At 45.1% G+C, this 17401-nt stretch carries 16 protein-coding genes; 10 read left to right on the top strand and 6 right to left on the bottom strand.

Annotated elements, in window-relative coordinates; all coding sequences use genetic code 11:
• Positions 1-104: 104 nt before the first annotated feature.
• Together BN1234_RS17665 and BN1234_RS17660 are read right to left on the bottom strand one after the other, a co-directional pair.
• Positions 105-914: a cytochrome c oxidase assembly protein gene (locus BN1234_RS17665; RefSeq protein ID WP_054957960.1), complete on the bottom strand. Its 810-nt coding sequence runs from the start codon at positions 912-914 to the stop codon at positions 105-107.
• A 16-nt stretch (positions 915-930) separates the two neighbouring features.
• A complete protein-coding gene (locus tag BN1234_RS17660; protein ID WP_054957959.1) occupies positions 931-1410 on the bottom strand; it encodes a DUF2243 domain-containing protein in 480 nt (159 codons plus the stop codon).
• A gap of 212 nt (positions 1411-1622) precedes the next feature.
• Between BN1234_RS17660 and BN1234_RS17655 the strand changes: the two genes are divergently transcribed.
• On the top strand, positions 1623-2339 hold the full coding sequence (locus BN1234_RS17655) for a ferredoxin reductase domain-containing protein (protein ID WP_054957958.1): 717 nt from the start codon (positions 1623-1625) through the stop codon (positions 2337-2339).
• 124 nt (positions 2340-2463) lie between these two features.
• Here BN1234_RS17655 and BN1234_RS17650 read toward each other — a convergent pair whose 3' ends face one another.
• Both BN1234_RS17650 and BN1234_RS17645 read right to left on the bottom strand, forming a co-directional pair.
• On the bottom strand, positions 2464-3543 hold the full coding sequence (locus BN1234_RS17650; RefSeq protein WP_054957957.1) for a hemolysin family protein: 1080 nt from the start codon (positions 3541-3543) through the stop codon (positions 2464-2466).
• A gap of 59 nt (positions 3544-3602) precedes the next feature.
• On the bottom strand, positions 3603-4913 hold the full coding sequence (locus BN1234_RS17645; protein WP_054957956.1) for a hemolysin family protein: 1311 nt from the start codon (positions 4911-4913) through the stop codon (positions 3603-3605).
• A gap of 788 nt (positions 4914-5701) precedes the next feature.
• On the opposite strand from BN1234_RS17645, the gene BN1234_RS17640 reads away from it, so the two are divergent.
• The 3 genes from BN1234_RS17640 (at position 5702) to BN1234_RS22950 (ending at position 7420) form a co-directional block, all read left to right on the top strand.
• The gene (locus BN1234_RS17640) at positions 5702-6613 is read left to right on the top strand and encodes a VanW family protein (RefSeq protein WP_370734174.1); all 912 of its coding nucleotides are present in this window, start codon (positions 5702-5704) and stop codon (positions 6611-6613) included.
• Positions 6614-6698: 85 nt separating this feature from the next.
• Positions 6699-7049 (top strand): DNA glycosylase AlkZ-like family protein, encoded by a 351-nt coding sequence (locus tag BN1234_RS23150; protein ID WP_156337263.1) that lies wholly within the window; start codon positions 6699-6701, stop codon positions 7047-7049.
• A 59-nt stretch (positions 7050-7108) separates the two neighbouring features.
• Positions 7109-7420, top strand: a complete 312-nt coding sequence (locus BN1234_RS22950; protein WP_054957954.1) for a DNA glycosylase AlkZ-like family protein — start codon at positions 7109-7111, stop codon at positions 7418-7420.
• A gap of 298 nt (positions 7421-7718) precedes the next feature.
• On the opposite strand, the gene BN1234_RS17630 is transcribed toward BN1234_RS22950, so the two are convergent.
• Complete coding sequence (locus BN1234_RS17630) at positions 7719-8729, bottom strand: zinc-dependent alcohol dehydrogenase family protein (RefSeq protein WP_170308080.1); 1011 nt, start codon at positions 8727-8729, stop codon at positions 7719-7721.
• Positions 8730-8970: 241 nt separating this feature from the next.
• On the opposite strand from BN1234_RS17630, the gene BN1234_RS17625 reads away from it, so the two are divergent.
• From BN1234_RS17625 to BN1234_RS17615, 3 genes are read left to right on the top strand one after another with little or no spacing between them, the layout of a single operon-like run.
• Complete coding sequence (locus BN1234_RS17625) at positions 8971-9822, top strand: ROK family protein (protein ID WP_054957952.1); 852 nt, start codon at positions 8971-8973, stop codon at positions 9820-9822.
• 30 nt (positions 9823-9852) lie between these two features.
• Entirely contained in the window at positions 9853-10902 is a 1050-nt protein-coding gene (locus BN1234_RS17620) for an NAD(P)-dependent alcohol dehydrogenase (protein ID WP_054957951.1), read from the top strand.
• Positions 10903-10920: 18 nt separating this feature from the next.
• Entirely contained in the window at positions 10921-11583 is a 663-nt protein-coding gene (locus tag BN1234_RS17615) for an HAD family hydrolase (RefSeq protein WP_054957950.1), read from the top strand.
• Positions 11584-11643: 60 nt separating this feature from the next.
• On the opposite strand, the gene BN1234_RS17610 is transcribed toward BN1234_RS17615, so the two are convergent.
• Entirely contained in the window at positions 11644-14238 is a 2595-nt protein-coding gene (locus tag BN1234_RS17610) for an ATP-binding protein (RefSeq protein WP_054957949.1), read from the bottom strand.
• Positions 14239-14584: 346 nt separating this feature from the next.
• On the opposite strand from BN1234_RS17610, the gene BN1234_RS17605 reads away from it, so the two are divergent.
• The 3 genes from BN1234_RS17605 to BN1234_RS17595 are packed head-to-tail and all read left to right on the top strand — an operon-like array spanning position 14585 to position 17367.
• A complete protein-coding gene (locus BN1234_RS17605) occupies positions 14585-15637 on the top strand; it encodes an ABC transporter ATP-binding protein (protein ID WP_054957948.1) in 1053 nt (350 codons plus the stop codon).
• The gene (locus BN1234_RS17600; protein ID WP_054957947.1) at positions 15630-16514 is read left to right on the top strand and encodes a carbohydrate ABC transporter permease; all 885 of its coding nucleotides are present in this window, start codon (positions 15630-15632) and stop codon (positions 16512-16514) included. The genes BN1234_RS17605 and BN1234_RS17600 overlap by 8 nt, the downstream gene beginning before the upstream one ends.
• 22 nt (positions 16515-16536) lie before the next feature.
• Entirely contained in the window at positions 16537-17367 is an 831-nt protein-coding gene (locus BN1234_RS17595; protein WP_156337262.1) for a carbohydrate ABC transporter permease, read from the top strand.
• Positions 17368-17401: the final 34 nt, after the last annotated feature.

Here is a 17401-nt window from a genome sequence, read left to right as displayed (position 1 = left end):
AATCTTCCTGCAAACCGAGAGGGGATTTTTGATGCATATGTTGTTGAACGAGAACTTGTACCAATTTCCGTAAAGGACAGAAAGATGTTCCGATTACCGATTTATCAGAAATGGGCCGAAGCCATGGTTGAAGTACGATATCGTGTAGACCGGTACCATTGAAGACAGAAGATGAAGATCAGAACCATATCGATCAAATCTCCGCCATAATACATAAGCAGGGCTCCGGCTTCTCCGAGGGGTTGAGATATTCCTTCGGGAGGCTCGGCATAAATCAGCTTGGATAATATTCCATGGCCTGCAAATGCACAGATCATCGTAACCGCACGCAAAGCGTAGCTGGTTCGATGCGGAGCAGGGTCGGTGTAAATCATGGAGGCTGTAAACAGGTAACCTGCTGCAAAGACATGAAAATGAACCAAAGTATGAAGTACCAGACTTTGCTGCATGGCGCTATATAGGTCTGTGCGATAGATCAGCCATAATCCTCCTATGTTTAAAACAGAAGCTGTTACAGGATGAGAAAGCCATCGTACCGGAGTGGATTTAAGCAACCGGGTTATTACTCTAGCCCCGCGTACCGGTAATGTACGGAGAGCGAGAGTTACAGGCGAGGATAATACGATTAGAAGCGGCCCTAACATGCCTAACAGCAAATGACCCAGCATATGCGCCCTAAAGTCGGCATGCGACCAGTGGGCAAGCGGACCTGAAATGGCTGACACGGAGCATAATACGCCGAAAATGAAGCAGACATAGCGATAAAATGGCCACTTTCGAAAGCGTTGATTGGAATACTGGGCAGCATAAACATACAGTGCCGAAGCTGCTGCCGTAATAAGGATCGGAACAAGTAAAGAAGGAAATAGCAAGGTACTGTCACTTTGCATATGATTCATATCGTGATTAGTCATATTGAACGGATCCCTTCTAAGACATTCTTTTCGGGTTTGTTTGCAGGGTTATCACGATTCCTGCGATTAAAAGTGCAAGAGCTATCAGATTCCACGTCCAGTCGTAGGGCGCAATATTTACGTTGTAACGAATTTGGTGCAGCCGCATCAATTTATGCTGGACCGTACCGTCATAGAGCTGGAAAGCACCGGCTCCCAGCAGAATACCGCCAATCCATCTGCGCAGCCAGAACGCGTTCCGTCGTTTGAGATCTGCAAACATGAATGAAGCGCCAATCGTCGCAAAATAACTAAACGCGTGGAAAAAGCCATCGGATACAAGCCCAACATCGCTAGTGGATTTATCATAAAAGTGATGCCAGTGCAGGAGCTGGTGAAATACGACCTCGTCTATAAAGGCAATGACCCCTATGCCGAATAATATGCCGGACCATAGATTACGTGCAGAGTATTGAATGGCGGCAGAGTTATCTATTCTTGTTCTCTGTTTCTCCATGATCGCTCTCCTTGTATGATGTATTTTGATTAAACGTCGTCTAACCTTTCATTTATTCATAATTTTACCCTCCAAGAAATACCGTAAACCAATTTCCACTTTTCGATTTCTGAATTTAGCAGATACCGAATTAATCAATCCTTTTAATTGAGAATCATTATCATATATTGTATATTAAAAACGATACATATAATTGAGTAGGGGGATATATAATGCAAATATATTGGACTAAAATAAATAAGATTATTGAAGAAACACCTGCGGTTAAAACGTACCTGCTCGACTGTCCGAAAGACTTTACATGGGTAGAAGGTTCCCACACCCACTTCGCACTGGAAGGTTTTAATGCTGGAGATAAACCAAACCGTGGTCTGATTCGCCACATGTCAATCTCTACTTTACCGCACGAAAATTCAATCGGTATCACAACACGAATCAGAGAGCAGTGCTCAGAGTTTAAAACGATTTTAAGAAATCTTAAAGTCGGCAATGAAGTTGCAATATTTAAAACTCATTCGAATGTACCGCTTAAAAGAGAAGATAAAAATGTTTACCTGCTATCATCAGGTGTCGGCCTGGCAACTTTCAGACCGCTTGTTCTTGATTATTTCGAACGTGCTGACAACGTCAAGCAAATTCATTCCCTGAACATCGATTCATCAAAAGATTTCTTGTTCACTAATATTTTCAAATCTATTCCTGACAAAAAGTTCACTGCGCTGTTCGTCGACAATCGTAAAGATTACTATGAAGAAGTGAAAAAACTTGCTGTCGACAAGGATGGACTTTTCTATGTTGTCGGTAGCGACGAATTCCTCGTTCAGAACATTGAAGTATTGCGTGAGCAGGGCATCAAGCCGGAACAGATTATGCTCGACAAGCGTGAACAACAACTGCCTGATTTTTTCTCATTTGATTTGTCAATTTAAGCTAGATAAAAAATTTTATTGGTGAATAACAACAAAAACCGAGATGACTTAGATGGGTCTAAAGTCGTCTCGGTTTATTTTGGTCTATCGGCGGATTAACGAATAGTTCTGGTGAAGCTCGCCGTTAGCTTCTTCTTGCTTGTATGTCGGATAGTTCAAAATCTACGGATTCATCACGAATGTCTCCGACGATCTCTTCCAGAATGTCTTCCATCGTCACCAGGCCGACGACGGTGTCGCCCGACGGGTTAGTGACTGCGGCCATGTGGACGCGGGTCTGCTGCATTTTCTTAAGCACATCACGGATCAATAAAGTTTCAGAGAAACGGGGCATTTCGTGAATAAGGTGCTGCACATCGAATTTTCTTCCTGCTGCAACATTCGTGAGCATTTCTTTAGTATTGATAAACCCGATAAACCGTTCTGCGTTTCCATCCTGAATGACGGGATAGCGTGTATAATCATGCTCGTCCATGACTTGAATCAGTTCATTCAGCGGCATCTCTTTATTTACGGTAACGACTTGTTCCCTAGGTACCATGATTTCGCGGAGATGTCGATCATCAAAAGCAAAAATATTGTTCAGATACTTGAGTTCCGTTTGCGTGATTTCCCCGCTTTCGTAGCTCTGATCGACGATCCATTTCAATTCTTCCTCAGAGTATACTGTTTCATGGCCTGCCGGTTTTACGCCAAACAGACGAAGAAGCAGCTGAGCGGATGAGTTCAACGCATAGATAAAGGGATACATCATTTTGCCGAACCAATACAGCGGTGTGGCAAGTGACAAGGTCATTTTTTCAGCAAACTGAATGGCCAGTGTCTTGGGTGCTAGCTCCCCGATGACTACATGCAAGAATGTAATGATCGCCAGGGCAATGATGTAAGATAGTGCGGTTGCCATCGCTCCCGGCACATCGAATCTTTCAAATACAGGATGGAGCATTTTTTCAACTGTCGGCTCACCCAAGGCTCCCAGTATGAGGGCCGTAATGGTAATTCCGAGCTGACATGCAGACAAATAGTAATCCAGATCATGGGCTACTTTTTTGGCGATGACCGCTTTTTTATTTCCTTCGGCAATGAGTTGGTCGATTTTGGACATCCGTACTTTAAGAATCGCAAACTCCGCTCCGACAAAAAATGCGGTAAGGCCTATGAAAACAGCTACTAAAGTTAAGTTTATAGCAATTATTCCGTCCAATGATTTCCCTCGAACGAGGGATTCACCTCCATGTTATGTTTCAGGTTTATGTGATACTGTTAGCGCGTCGGTTGAAGCTGTTTCAGAATAACCTTCTTAATTTGGAAGTTATCGGTTTCTGCTACAATCCATTCATATTGACCATGTTTAATCACATCACCTGGTTCAACCGTGGTGCCATGCTGATATTGAATCCAGCCTGCGATCGTATCCATTCCGCCTGCATCGTCAAACTGCATTCCGAATTGTCTTTCCAGATCATCCAGAAGGACACGGCCGTTAATCAGATACTGGTCGTCTCCGCTCATTATGATATCCGCGACTTCATCCTCATCGAATTCATCTCGGATTTCGCCGACAAGTTCCTCTAAAATGTCTTCCATGGTCAAAATGCCGGCTGTGCCGCCATATTCATCAATAACAAGTGCCATATGGACCTGCTCTTGCTGCATCTTCAGCATAGCTTCTTTAATCGGGGTACTCTCAAGAACAAGAGGAATACTGCGAACAAAGTCCTCCAGTTTGCGTTCCCGGCCGGCGACAATATGAGGGAGCATCTTCTTTACATTCACGATACCAACAATCCGGTCCTTGTTACCGTCTTCAACTACCGGATAACGAGTATAGTTGTTTTCGTCGAGGATCCGGATAATTTCTTCATAGTGCATATCTTTATCCAAAGTCACCAGCTCGGTTCTCGGAACCATAATGTCTTTTGTTACACGTTCATCAAAAGAGAAAACATTTTCCATATACTGAAGTTTTGTCTGGTTGAGTTCGCCACCTTCAGCGCTTTGAGTCATAATAATACGGAGCTCTTCTTCAGAATAATGCTCTTCATGTCCCGCAAGTTTTACGCCGAACAAACGCAATAGAACGCGGGAAGTTCCGTTTAACGCCCAAATGAAAGGGTTCATAATTCTACCAAACCAATACAGAGGAGGGGAGAGAAGAAGTGTCAGCTTCTCAGCAAATTGAATTGCAAGTGTCTTGGGCGCCATCTCACCTACAACCACGTGAAGAAAGGTGACCAAAATAAACGCAATAGCATAGGAGGAAACGGATGCTGCGGCTTCCGATACGTTAAGCAGATCGAACAACGGGTACAGCAGGCGTTCGATGGCTGGCTTACCGATAGCACCAAGTCCAAGAGCCGTAACGGTAATCCCGAGCTGACACGCAGACAGGTAATAGTCAAGGTCGCCGGCAACCTTTTTTGCAGTAATCGCTTTTTTGTTACCCTCCGAAATTAACTGGTCAATCCGAGACATACGGATTTTGACAACAGCAAACTCTGATGCGACAAAAAAGGCGGTTAATACGAGGAGAATAGCTATAATAAATAGATTTGTTAACGTAATAATGTCCAATGATTACCCTCGTATATGAGGGATTCACCTCCAGAGATATTAGAAAATAAGTAAAAGATTTGGAGGTCTAATCAGCTTAATACAAAACGTTGAGGTAGCTGGTAGAGCTCCAGACAGAATGAATAGCAGTCTTCGTCATCTTACTCTTACGTGCTGTGCAGTCTAATGATTTACCGTTTAATTTTGAAGTTTGATCCATTTGCAGTAGCGCCTTCCCAATGTACTACCTCCTTTAAAAGATATTAGTTACGAGTATAACATAGACGCAACCTAACCATCCAGTTCCACGTCATGGTTTTGGCTTGTGGCAATTTCTTGATTCACAATTCGATCAAATCTATTGATTTTGCGGTATATTTTAGGGGAAAGACCGAAGGTTTTGGTAAACTGACGCGTAAAGTAATTGCTGTCATTAAATCCGCTTAGAATATTTTGCTGTATAAATGTTCTTTTTTTAGAGATGAGGCCATCCCTTCAATAGAATTATCTACTTTTGAGACAGCCCCTTTTTTAATAATCCCAGCCATGATCATCTTCTATACGGATTATTTATCGAAATAGTATAACTCATTCAATAATAATGATAGCGACTTGGCATGTAATGTGAGACAAATCTCCGTTTTTACGGGGGCTGAGTCTAGAAGGCGGCTGTTCTTGTGCTTGTGCGCGAGAATAGCCGCCTCTACTGCATATGCATGATTTTCATAAATGTTTACCATAATACCAGAAGGACAAATATGGAATCGATTGGGGAAGGAGGCAAATGCAATTTGAAATGGTTATACATCATGGGCCTGTTTGGATTACTCATGACACAGGCGAACCCGGCAGATCTGCTGACAGTAACTCAAGACGGAAATTCCCTGAGTACGGTTGATCGAGACGAGCATAATCTGGGGGTATTCCCGCTCCTGAACATGGATACCTACAACCAGTGGGCAGATAAACTAGATCGCTTAAGTTTGAAAAAGGCCGAAAACGCTCGAATCGCGCCTAATGGCCAGATTATTGAAGGTCGTAATGGATATCGCTTGGATCGGCAAAAAATGCTGATATCATTCTACGACTATTATTATGGGGAAGGAGCAGCGACGATCGAGGTACCAACCTACACGCTATATCCAAAAGTAGATGCCGAAGTGCTGTCATCAATCCGAGTGAAGCCGATCGGTTATTACGTCACTTATTTTAATTCGAATAATAAAAACCGGGCTCACAATATTGCTTTGGCCGCCAAGGCAATTGACAGCGCAGTGGTTTTCCCCGGAGAATCATTTTCTTTTAACGAGGTTGTGGGCATGAGAACTGTAGATAAAGGGTATAAACGAGCGGGAGTCATCGTTAGGGGTGAACTATCCGAGGGCATCGGAGGCGGCATATGCCAGGTATCCTCCACGTTGTTTAATGCGATTGACAGAGCGGGGCTGCAGATCGTGAAGCGGTATTCTCACAGCCGGAATGTACCATACGTATTGAGCGGGCGGGATGCAACTGTCAGCTGGGGAGGACCGGATTTTGTATTCAGGAATGCTTATAATCAGCCGATTCTGATTCGGGCTTACAGCAGCGGTGGACAAATCACCGTTTCTGTTTATTCCTCAGAGCTTGTTGAACATAAGCCGCGACATGTACCAGGCATGTCCAAGCAGATTCCTGAAGAAACCGCTGACCTTGGGGATACCTCTGTAAATAGAGACTAAATAGAACATGTATGGATAAGAAGTCGTGGAATCAATCATATCCTAGAATACCTATATCAGATATGATGTGAGAAGTGATCAATGAATGAGTAATTCCCTGAAAGGAAGGCCGTCATATGAAAATATTCGTAGCTGGTGTTACAGGTGTAATTGGCCGGATGCTTTGACGATAGCTGGTATTCGAGGAGCATTGTGTTATGGACCTAACCGGGGACGCAAAGTCACTTACATAAGTACCAAATGTCATTTGGGTGAATTCAGCACGATGGATGGACACACAGCGCTCATTCAGTTCGTAAAACACTATTTATATGCTTACGGTCCTGCCACGTCACAACAGTTTGCAAAGTGGTTGAGTGCACCTCCGCAATGGGCGGCAGAGCTATCTCCGCAATGGCCGATGAGCTTCAACAGTTCGATGTTGACGGAAATATAGCATGGGTACTTGCTGGGGATACCTTGTTTGCATCAACAGATCCCTAAGGCGTTCGTTTATTGCCCTACTTCGATGCCTATACAGTTGGGTGTCATCCGCGCGATCAATTGTTTCCCGAGGTAGCTGCCGAACGTGCATTATCTGGAGGCCAAGCCGGCAATTTTCCGGTCATGCTCTTGGACGGCGTTGTCGCAGGTATTTGGAATTTCCGTAAATCCAATCGAAAATTGTCGATTACAGTGGAGCCGTTCGGTAACCTTACTCCGATTCAGCGCCGCGAGCTCGACGAGCAGACAGAGCGAATCGGGCACTTTTTTGGTGGGCAGCCCCAACTCACTTTAGGCCGTGTGGCGACAGGAGCACATGCGTAAGTTGCAGCAAGTTCAACAATACTAACTATGTGTACTGGAAGCTATATAACAAAAAAACGAGAAAGAGTATCTGTTTGAAGGATGATTGTTGGAAAACTATAATTCACTAAGAAAAAATTGATCTGGAGAATCAGGAATTGTGTTCCATTAACCTCGTAATTGTTCGCTTCAAAAGTATATCCTTACTCCACCATTACAAGCATCTTCTTGTTACCACCACTGCCCCAAAATAAAGATCCCGCTACGATACCCTTATGAGAGAATCGAAGCGGGATCTGATGTTCCAGTAAAAAAATAGCTAGGCTATTTGTACTTGTATCTTGAGCTGATTGGAATTGGCCCCCTCTGCCAAGAACGCAGGAACCTCATCAAGCGTAAGTACGCTGGTGATTAAGTGGTCCAGCCGGACCCGATTCTCCTTCACCCAATTCAGAGCCGGATAAAAGGTATGGTTGATGGCCATCGATCCAATTAAGGTCCAATCCTTCTGATAAAGATCGAACGGGCTCAAGGAGATTTTGCTGTCTTGTGCGGTTACACCAAATTGCAGATATTTTCCCGTTGGACCAAGATAGCGGAACGCCTGTTCAATTACGGCAGGAATGCCTGTAGCATCAATAACAACATCGAAGCCGCGGGGGTAGTGCACGGTGCTCAAATGCTCGTCAATCTCATGACTTAGTACGGTCTTTGTCGCACCCCATTGCTTTGCAATTTGCAGTTTTTCAGGGGATAAATCGACAACGACGAGTTCTGATGCTCCCGCGTGCACGAGTGATTGAATAAGCTGTTGTCCCATTGCACCTGCGCCAAATAGTAGGGTACGATCTCCCACCTTCAATTTCAGGCGGTTCATGGCATAAACGACGCACGCCATAGGCTCAATAAATGCGGCTACCCCAAAGCTCATGGAGTCATGTATTCGAAATACATTCTGCGCGGGTACAGTGACATATTCAGCCATTGCGCCATTTTGAGTAACGCCGGTAGCTTGCCATTGGTCACAATGATTACCGCGATTCGTCAAACAGAACGGACATTGTCCGCAGAAGATATTTGGCTCAGCAGTTACCCGGTCTCCCGCCGCAAAGCCTGTAACCCCTTCGCCAATCTCATGAATGACCCCTGAAAACTCATGTCCGGGAATAATAGGGTAACTGGATAGAAACTCTCCCTTAAAGATATGGATATCGGTGCCGCAAATGCCGGCTCTCTCTACCTCTATAGTAACTTCGCCCTTGCCAGGCGCGGGATATGGAACCTCCTTGATGGAAGCTTGAAAAGGTGCTTCAATAACTAAGGCTTTCATTAGTTTCAATGCTTTGACCTCCTCACTTGAGATGTTTGTAAATTAACTTTACAACAGGCAAGGAACCCAATGTAAGCATTTTAGACTAAGCCATTTATCGGAATTAGCTCGAATAAGAAGAAAAAATCGAAGATAAAAGTACAGTGACGCCGTACTTTTGAATGTTTTGAATGGATAGAATGTCTGAAGGACAGTACCTATACTAGGAATGAAGATGAAAACAGCCATGGGAGGATGGAATATGAAGTTAGGCGCCATTGAAGGCGGCGGTACGAAGTTTGTTTGTGGTATTGGAAGTGCTGATGGTCATTTGCTGGATTCCATTTCGATTCCGACAACAACACCTGAGCAAACGTTAGGACATGCTATGCAGTATTTTACTCAATTTGACATTCAAGCTATTGGCTTCGGCAGCTTCGGACCTGTTGAGACAGATCCTAATAAACCCAGATACGGTCAAATATTGAACACCCCCAAGCCTCATTGGAGCGGCTTTCCCATGCTTTCCTATCTCAAAACGCAATTGCAAATGCCTATTGTAATTGATACAGATGTGAATATGGCAGCTCTGGGCGAGACTACTTGGGGAGCTGCTGTCGGCCTGGATAGCTGTTTGTATATGACGGTCGGAACAGGTATTGGGGCTGGAGCTATCATGAAGGGCAGGATAGTACACGGCTTCTCCCATACTGAAATGGGTCATCTATTGATACGAAAACATTCGGAAGACATCTTCATGGGGAATTGCCCTTTTCACAGAGATTGCTTGGAAGGATTAGCGGCTGGTCCTGCAATTGAAGCGAGAAGCGGAAGAAAGGGAGTGTTGGTCGATAGGGAGGATAAACTGTGGGAACTGGAAGCCTACTATTTGGCACAAGCTCTCGTAAATATCGCTCTTGTGCTAGCGCCGAAAAAAGTCATTATGGGCGGCGGTGTTATGAAGCAAATGCAATTATTCCCTTATATTCGCCAGCAGGTGGGGCATTTGATGCAAGATTATATTGAACTTCCCGAGGACTGGATTGTTCCGCCTGGACTTGGAGATTTTTCAGCGTTGAAGGGCGCTCTAGCGCTGGCTAGAACGAACTTATAAAGATTAAAAATAGAGAAGGTGAGAATCGATATGTGCATGATGAAAGCCGCAGTCTTAGAAAGCCAAGGCCGCCTGAAGGTGAAGGAAGTACCGGTGCCTTCCCTGAAGCCGGACGAAGCATTGGTAAAGGTGATGTGTATTGGCATTTGCGGCTCAGACGTCCATTATTACGAGCATGGAAAAATTGGACGTTATGAAGTAAAGCAGCCATTAATTCTTGGTCATGAGCTTGCTGGTGTTGTTGCGGAGGTAGGAGAAGCGGTGGAACATATTTGTGTTGGAGACCGTGTAGCCGTTGAGCCGGGGGTAGCATGCGGGCGCTGTGAGTACTGTAAGGGCGGCCGTTACAATCTATGCCCCGATGTTGTGTTTATGGCTACTCCCCCGGTAAATGGCGCATGGGCAGAATATGCGGCTATTCGGTCGGATTTTCTGTTTCCGTTGCCTGACGATATGAGCTTTGAAGAAGGAGCCCTCCTGGAGCCGTTCTCCGTTGGTTTCCATGCGATGCGTCGTGCCGGAATTCAACCGCATGATCGTGTCCTCGTTACCGGCCTGGGTCCGATTGGCCAATTGGCGGTAGTGGCTGCTCGTTTATTCGGTGTGGCTGAGGTTTATGGAAGCGATGTGGTCGAATTTCGAAGAGATCTTGCAAAAGCCATGGGAATTACAGATGTATGCGATCCAGTGAAGGCTTCTCCCCAACAAAAAGTTAATGCCTGGTCAGATGGCAAGGGAGTGGATGTCCTGATTGAGACTTCAGGAAATGCCGGTGCCATATCGGCTTCAACCACTCTTATAAAAAGAGGTGGTAAAATCGTACTCGTCGGACTTCCTGCTGCCGATCACATTGGAATGAATGTGAATGAGCTGATTGACGGAGAACTTGATGTACTTGGTGTATTCCGATATGCTAATACGTATCCTGCTGCAATACGGGCACTGCGGTCATCGGAGATACGAATTGAAGATATGATTACTCATAAATATAAACTCGACGATATCCAAGCGGCTCTGGATATGTCAATTCATCACAAAAACAGCAGCATGAAAATTATGATTTATCCGAATGAAGGTTAAGGAAACGGGGGAAGGACATTGATTAAAGGTGTTATTTTTGATTTTGACGGATTAATTATTGATACAGAAAGTGCTTGGTTTGAAGCGATTGGAGCCATATATAATGAGCATGGCGCACATCTTCCTCTAGAGACTTGGACGAAATGCGTAGGGACGAGTCATGATGTGTTTGACCCGTATTTGCACCTGGTGGAGATCGCTGATCGGCCGGTGAATATTGATGAGATTAAAAAGGCTGCTTTAGTTAATCATGATTCTATTATGCAGCAGCGAGTATTGAGGCCTGGCGTGTTAGACTATTTGAACGCAGCGCAGCAACTAGGATTAAAAATCGGAATTGCATCCAGTTCGCATCTTGTCTGGGTACAACGATTTGTTGACATGCATGAAATTGCAGGTTATTTCTCATGTATCCGGACAGCAGACTTTGTGCAAAAGGTTAAACCTCATCCAGAGCTTTATCATCAAGCGCTGGATGAGTTGGGATTAAAACCTGAGGAAACGATCTGTTTTGAAGACTCGCCGAATGGAGCTCTAGCTGCACATGCCGCAGGCTTGAATGTCGTTATTGTACCTAATATCATTACAGAAGGATTAACGTTCGGTCCGCATAAGCTGCGCTTAAATTCGATGGAAGAGAAATCATTGGAAGAGGTTATCGCGTTTATAAATTCGAATTAATGTTAGCAAAAATAAAGGATGTGCCGCATACATCAACTGATGCGGCACATCCTTTTACGATTAATGATCCAGTGCAGCTGAACTAAGCAGCTTGTTATGAAGATTCTCAACCTCTTGGCGTATGTGAATTTCCTGCTCCCAGGAATCAATGCGCGACAGAGTCTGTTGAAGCTGCTGCACGGCCTCGGTGGACTTTCCCTTGCTGTAAAGCAGCTGTGCTTGAGCAAATTGGTAGTAGATGAGTTCGATTTGATTGGCGTTATGCTCATAATAAAGTAATTGATTGAATGCGTTTTCAGCTTTCTCGAATTGCCGGCAGTTCAAATAGGCAACGCCAAGGAAATAGAAGGACTCGATAGACATCTCTCCACCATATATGGAACTTACCCGATGAGCTTCCTCCAATACTTCGCTCGCTAACTCGTACTTCTCTTCAAGCATGGCAATGTTACCTTGAGTTAATAAGGTTCGGTGTAAAATGACCGGTGATGCCTCGATCGACAAGGTTCGCCGAATATATTCTTTCGCTTGATCTATATCGTTCTTGGCAGCATAATAGCGGGCTAAGAATTGATGAGCTAGTGAAAGCAGATCATTGTATTCCGTCTTCTGTGAAGGATCCAATTCATGCTGCCTTTCTTCTAAAATCGCCAGACTCTTATGAATTTGCTGAAGCCCACGCTCCATATCGCCGAGCTCAAAGCAAGCCCATCCGATCATGTCAATTCTAAACAATGCTTCGAGCAGCCATAGTTGTTCTTCGTTTGCTGCAGTGGCCGCCTTCATTCCATATTCGATGCGCAGCGGGAGGCTGACCCGACTGAGAAAGTGTGATAAACGAAGCAACAACTCTATCAAGAAGGTCGAATGCTTCCGATCTATGGTCCATTGAAGCAGTTTGAATAAGTTTGGCCATTCTTTTTTAACAAGCGTCATATCTGCACCGGGAAGACACTTCCAATAAGGGTGAGATAGCCCTTCATGCTGCAGCTGCTGATCTACGAATGCAATGTAATAGCTTCCCCAACGGTTCTCCGCCTCGATTCTAAATGGTTGATTCTCCTGAAGTTTCTGCTCCCCGTAAGCGATGACCGTCTGGTGGGCGCGATAATAAAGCCCGCTCTCGAATCGTTCGGTTGCGATCAGCGTGTAAGCTCTCATTTGATCGACGGCGAGATGAAATCTGCGGGGATCTAAACCGGCTGCTGTCGCCCAACTATGTTCATCAGGCGGTGTATGAAAGAAGTTAAGAACCATCCATAACTTTTGGACATCCTCTAAGCAGCGGTTCCATGTATGACCAAACAAGTAATCGAATATAGACGTTAGTGAATAGCTCGCCGATCGAATCTCCTTGATGAAGGCTTCTAAAGGTATAACGTCGTCAGCGATATAAGCGACACTTAATGCAAGCGCTTTTGGATTTCCTGCGGTGACCTCTATCAATTCCATCAATGTGTTACGATCGCTTTCAAGGATGTCTGAAAGATGCTTTTTCTTGGATACGATATGGGATGTGGATAGATGATACTGCGTTTCTTGCGCGAGATAACGCAGGGCGTCCTCTTTCTCCAGACCATCGAGTTGAATGGTAAAAAGATCTCGGGAGTTTTGCTGAAAGAGCTGCTGCTCATGCTCGCGGGAAGTTAAAACGACCTTCACCTTTTGCGGTAAATTAGACAAGAAAGACAGGATATCGAGGTTGCTTGAATCGATATTATCGACAATGATTACGATTTGTCCTGTCAGCGCTGTGGTTGCTAAAGCATTTCTCACGATAAACTGCTTTTCATTGATTGCGTGCCCAAGCAGCTCCACGCGACCCAGCTGATAGGCGATTGTATCCAAGAAATAATCAAAGCTCATTCCCTTTAAATCAGCACTGACCCAAATGATGCTGGCGAAGCGAGGCCAATGATAGCCGATTTTAGCAGCTTCTCCTCTAGCCTCTCCAAGGCAAGCATAAGCAGATTCTAGAACAAGCGTGCTTTTGCCCATGCCTCCCCAGCCTGTTACTAAGCACATGGGAGATGCAGAGTGCATCCATTTGTTTAAAAGCTCCAGTTTCATTTTTCTCCCAACGAAAATATTAGCCCACCGAGTAGGCAAATTATGTACTGCAAGAGGCGGAGAGAGGCTTACTCCTATATTCGAAGCTAGGGGCAAGGAATCGACAGCAGGAGGCGCTTGTTGATCGAACATCCGGTGGACGAGCCATTCTATATCTCCTTCATCCGGTGAACCAAAAGTTTGGTTTTCCAGCTGCAGCTTAGCTTTAGACATGCAGGCTTTAACCCAAGGCGGCGAAGGCGGGTCGAGTACGGGAATGGAGGTCGTTTTTAAAATGTCTATAAACCAAGAGATCCGCATATCGCTGTGCTTTAGAATGAGCCAGAGAATAGCGAAAAGCTTTCCATCCTCAATTCTGCTTGGTACATATTTTTGACCCATTTGCCCAATCCAGCTCTTAAGCGTATTCGGTGATATTCCCAATTGGTTAGCGATTTTCTCTATATAAGACTCAGAAAATTGCTGACCGCTAGATTGCAGCTCCCTTCTTTTTCTTTTTGTTTTATAATCGGGGTGAGATTTTAATGAAGCCACTCCTGAATAGAGCAGCTCAGCAAATTGACTCTGGTTTTCTAGTTCTGCCATTCAGAAATCCCTCCAAACCATGTAATGGTTTTATCTTAGCGAACTAAGGCCGGCTATGTACAGACAGTGCCAGCTTAATTATACATCCATGCTGTACATTTAAACAGCCGAACAAGATAGAAGTGAAAGCGCTGTTAGTCTAGGATGTGATAGTAAGTGAATGGTAAAAACCAGCTAGATATCTGCTTGTTTTTTATGGAATTAAATTTTTATGTATACGTATGGTTTTATCCACTGACTGACCAGCATGCGTATAATAGCGGGTCATTCTGATGTGGCGCTTGTATTAGTCGTTTTGATAGCGCTTACCTAGGGATTCGCGATCAGTAGAAGGAGGGACTATTTTATGGCATCCATTGAATTTAAGAACGTAACGAAATCATTCGGGGATAGTACGGTGATCAAAGATTTGGATTTAACCATTGAGGATGGAAAGTTCACTGTGCTGGTGGGGCCGTCAGGCTGCGGCAAGACAACGCTGCTACGGATGATAGCCGGGCTGGATCCGCAAACCTCCGGCGCAGTACTCATTGGCGGCAAGGACATGTCCCAGGTCCCTCCCGGACAGCGCGGCGTTGCGCTTGTGTTTCAGAACTATGCTCTCTATCCGACGATGTCAGTGCGCGAGAATATCGAATTTGCGCTTAAGAACAATAAGGTCAGCAAGGAGGAACGAAGTAAACTCGTGGAAAGTATCAGCGCAACCGTAGGACTGAGCGAATATCTGGAACGAAAGCCTTCGACCCTCTCAGGCGGACAAAGACAGCGTGTCGCACTAGCAAGAGCGATGGTGAAAAAGCCCTCCGTGTTCCTGATGGATGAGCCTCTATCCAATCTCGATGCCAAACTGCGGGTGCATATGCGAATTGAACTGATAGAGCTGCACAAAAAGCTTGGCTCTACCTTCGTTTACGTCACGCATGATCAGGTGGAAGCCATGTCGATGGCCGATACGATCGTCCTTATGAATAATGGTGAAATTCAGCAGGAGGCTTCACCTGAAAGGATCTACCATGAGCCAAACAATCTGTTTACCGCCCAGTTTGTAGGAGTACCACCGATGAACACAGCGCCTCTTGGGAACGACGGCATTTCCTTCGGCTTCCGGCCAGAGGCTGCAGTGCTCACGCGGTCGGGGACTGATGCCTGGTTCCAATTTAAGGGCGTCATTATGACCCGAGAAATGCTGGGATCGGAAACGATTTACCAGGTAAAGGGCAAGCGTTATACATTCATGATTAAGTGTTATGAAGACCTCTTCAAAGTCGATGAGCCTGTATATGTCGGAGTGGAGGCGGAACATTTGTCCTTTTTCGGGACAGATGAGAAACGTATTGAAAAGAGTGTGTCCGGTTATCAGGAATATTTAGATTTGTTAAGGAGTCAAGGTGATGAATAGAAGCAAAACCTGGGAAATGCTGCGTCCCTATGTCATGATTCTGCCGGCGATGCTGGCGATCCTATGCTTTGTGATCTATCCGGTGTTTCAGCTTCTGAGGCTGAGCTTCTACAAGTACAACTTATTGAACAGGGCGAAGAGCAAGTTTGTAGGCGTCGACAATTACGAGCAGTTGTTTGCCAAGGAAGAGTTCTACACCGCCTTAACGAATACGGTGGTGTACACGATTGCAACGGTGATACTGACGATGCTTATCGCACTGCTATTGGCATTATGGATCCACCAGACGAAAGGTAAGAAGATGAACGCCTTGTTGCAAGCGGGCATTTTCACCCCCCATATTATTTCAATCGTCTCGATTGCCCTGGTCTGGATGCTGCTAATGGAGCCGAATCATGGAGTCCTAAACTATCTCTTAAAGCTAGCGGGCCTGCCACCGTCGAAATGGCTGCAAAGCTCCAGTACGTCGATGATGTCGGTTATTATCGTGTCCATCTGGCATAGCGTGGGCTACTACGCGCTGATTATTTTAGCTGCGCTAAAAAGCGTGCCGGTCACGATTTATGAGGCTGCAGCTCTGGATAACGCGAGCCGATTAAAAACATTTTTTAAGATAACGCTTCCGATGATCTCACCGCAATTATTCTTTATTTTGATTATTATGACGATTGGTTCGTTTAAGGTGTTCGATACGGTGCGCATTATGACCGGAGGCGGGCCGAATAACTCGACCTCGACCCTGGTTTATCACATCTATGAGTATCGCTCCAATAATTTAGGTTACGCCTCGGCAACTGGGATTGTACTGATGGCCTTTATCGCCATTTTGACACTCGTCTACTTCCGTATGCTCTCGAAAAAGATTCATTATCAGTAAAAGCAAAGAAAGGAGAGAAATGATGCATTCGAAATGGCGTTTCCTTCAAAGTGGAATTAGTTATGGGCTTAAACTCGTTGTGCTGTTGATCTTTATATTCCCGTTCCTATGGATGATGATGACGGCGCTGAAGACCTTCCCGGAAACGATGGTCTTTCCGCCGAAGCTGCTGCCGGCCGTGCCGCAATGGGAGAATTTTGTAACTGCGATGCAGTCGGGTCCCTTCCTTACCTACACCAAAAACTCGGTCATTGTTACGACCAGCATAATCGTCCTGCAGATGATCATTATGATACCCGCCGCTTATGCTTTTGCGAAGTATAGGTTCAAGGGGCAAAACCTCCTGTTCGCGTTGGTTCTCCTTGCCTTCATGATTCCTGGGCAGGTTACCTTTATCCCGATTTATTTAATGCTGGCGGACTGGGGAATGATTCACACGCTTTTACCACAGATCTTGCCGTTTGCGGCTAATGCTTTTGGGATATTCCTGCTGCGCCAATATTTTATGCAGGTACCAACAGAAATTATCGAGTCAGCGCGGCTGGATAATGCAAGCGAGTTTAAGATCATGCTGAAGATTATGGTGCCGATGTCGATACCGGCACTTGCGACGATTGGCTTGTTCAGTTTCGTCAGCCACTGGAATGATTACTTCTGGCCTCTGGTCATGACCGATTCAATGAGTGTAAGACCGCTAACAATCGGAATAGCAAAGCTGAGGGAGACCGAGGGCATCAGCAATTGGAACATCATTATGGCCGGTAATGTCGTTCTTGTCCTGCCGATCCTGGTGGTGTATCTGTTCAGCTCGAAGCAAATTGTCAAAGCATTCGTTTATTCAGGGATTAAATAACGAATTCCTAGAATGATAAAAAACAAAATGGAGG

The organism is Paenibacillus dakarensis, assembly GCF_001373415.1.
Classification (GTDB): domain Bacteria; phylum Bacillota; class Bacilli; order Paenibacillales; family Paenibacillaceae; genus Paenibacillus_AQ; species Paenibacillus_AQ dakarensis.
Note: the sequence above shows the minus strand (reverse complement) of the source record. Positions and strands in the feature narration are given on the sequence as shown.

Bases quoted from the DNA above. Each gene is read 5' to 3' on its own strand.
- BN1234_RS17665 (WP_054957960.1), bottom strand. From the start codon at position 914: ATGACTAATCACGATATGAATCATATGCAAAGTGACAGTACCTTGCTA.
- BN1234_RS17660 (WP_054957959.1), bottom strand. From the start codon at position 1,410: ATGGAGAAACAGAGAACAAGAATAGATAACTCTGCCGCCATTCAATAC.
- BN1234_RS17655 (WP_054957958.1), top strand. From the start codon at position 1,623: ATGCAAATATATTGGACTAAAATAAATAAGATTATTGAAGAAACACCT.
- BN1234_RS17640 (WP_370734174.1), top strand. From the start codon at position 5,702: ATGGGCCTGTTTGGATTACTCATGACACAGGCGAACCCGGCAGATCTG.
- BN1234_RS23150 (WP_156337263.1), top strand. From the start codon at position 6,699: ATGAGTAATTCCCTGAAAGGAAGGCCGTCATATGAAAATATTCGTAGC.
- BN1234_RS17630 (WP_170308080.1), bottom strand. From the start codon at position 8,729: ATGAAAGCCTTAGTTATTGAAGCACCTTTTCAAGCTTCCATCAAGGAG.
- BN1234_RS17625 (WP_054957952.1), top strand. From the start codon at position 8,971: ATGAAGTTAGGCGCCATTGAAGGCGGCGGTACGAAGTTTGTTTGTGGT.
- BN1234_RS17620 (WP_054957951.1), top strand. From the start codon at position 9,853: ATGTGCATGATGAAAGCCGCAGTCTTAGAAAGCCAAGGCCGCCTGAAG.
- BN1234_RS17610 (WP_054957949.1), bottom strand. From the start codon at position 14,238: ATGGCAGAACTAGAAAACCAGAGTCAATTTGCTGAGCTGCTCTATTCA.
- BN1234_RS17605 (WP_054957948.1), top strand. From the start codon at position 14,585: ATGGCATCCATTGAATTTAAGAACGTAACGAAATCATTCGGGGATAGT.
- BN1234_RS17600 (WP_054957947.1), top strand. From the start codon at position 15,630: ATGAATAGAAGCAAAACCTGGGAAATGCTGCGTCCCTATGTCATGATT.
- BN1234_RS17595 (WP_156337262.1), top strand. From the start codon at position 16,537: ATGCATTCGAAATGGCGTTTCCTTCAAAGTGGAATTAGTTATGGGCTT.